1 pseudogene is annotated in these 561 nt (G+C 46.0%); it reads left to right on the plus strand.

The features are described from left to right. Window positions 1-561: pseudogene (locus tag RH88_RS10570) on the plus strand (hypothetical protein); the annotation flags it as partial.

Raw genomic sequence — 561 nt, forward strand, 5'->3', positions numbered from 1 at the left:
ACCTATGAAAACGACAACCAATCGACAGGATTCTTCCTTGGTGTTCAAGAGGAACCGGAAGGCTTTGAAGGGGATGAAAGTGCAACAAACTTTCTAAACTGGGGTGAGCCAGTAGAGGGCGATCCAACTCAGCGAGTACTGACTTTTGAAGGTAGTGATGATGTGGTTCGCATCACCGCTAATTCTGATAATGACCAAGCGCTTACTCAATATTACGGTGACAAAAATCATGTTGGTTATGGTTTAGGTGTTGGCGGTGGTAACGGTATTCAAGCCAACGAGTCAATTACCATTGATATGTCCGAACGACCTTCAGATTCTGTTACCTTGGGGCTTGATGGCCTTGGTGGCTGGTTCTATGAAGAACAACAAGCCAACCCAACCAGCGTGCTTATTACGGTTTACCTTGATGAAGGTGGTCCTATTGTTAAAGAGGTAACCAAAGAAACCTCGGGCAATACGGACTTGTTCAAAGAGATAGAAATCTTTGCATCGGAAGGCCAAGAAGGCGCACAAATCACCAGTGTCGAAGTCTCGACGATCGGTAACGGTAACTGGGAG

Origin of the sequence: Vibrio scophthalmi LMG 19158, assembly GCF_000222585.1 — a bacterium.
GTDB classification, from domain to species: Bacteria; Pseudomonadota; Gammaproteobacteria; order Enterobacterales; family Vibrionaceae; genus Vibrio; species Vibrio scophthalmi.